General features: G+C 74.0%; 1 protein-coding gene. It reads left to right on the plus strand.

All coding sequences use genetic code 11. The annotated features are described in order from the left end of the window. Window positions 1-277, plus strand: a 277-nt coding sequence (locus tag SM753_RS20505) for a PQQ-binding-like beta-propeller repeat protein (RefSeq protein ID WP_323192921.1), incomplete at both ends; no start/stop codon positions are given.

The raw sequence follows: 277 nt of genomic DNA on the forward strand, positions 1-277 counted from the left end.
GCTCCTGCGGCCCACCGCCTTCCGCGACCCCCTCGACGCCGACCAGTCGGTGTCGACGGACGAGTGGCTGGTGCCCGGCCGGACGCCGACGCGGCGGAGCCACGTGCCGGTCTCCGGTGGCACCGCCCTCACCGAGCACTGGACCGTCGAGTTCGACAGCGAGACGGGGTACAGCCTCGTCGTCGCGGGCGGCACGGTCGTCTGTCCCGTCGAGGACGACGGGCTCTACGGTTTCTCGGCGGCGGGCGGCGACCGGCGGTGGCACTATCGCCCATCG

The sequence above is a fragment of the Halostella sp. PRR32 genome, from assembly GCF_034808085.1.
GTDB classification, from domain to species: Archaea; Halobacteriota; Halobacteria; order Halobacteriales; family Natronoarchaeaceae; genus Halostella; species Halostella pelagica.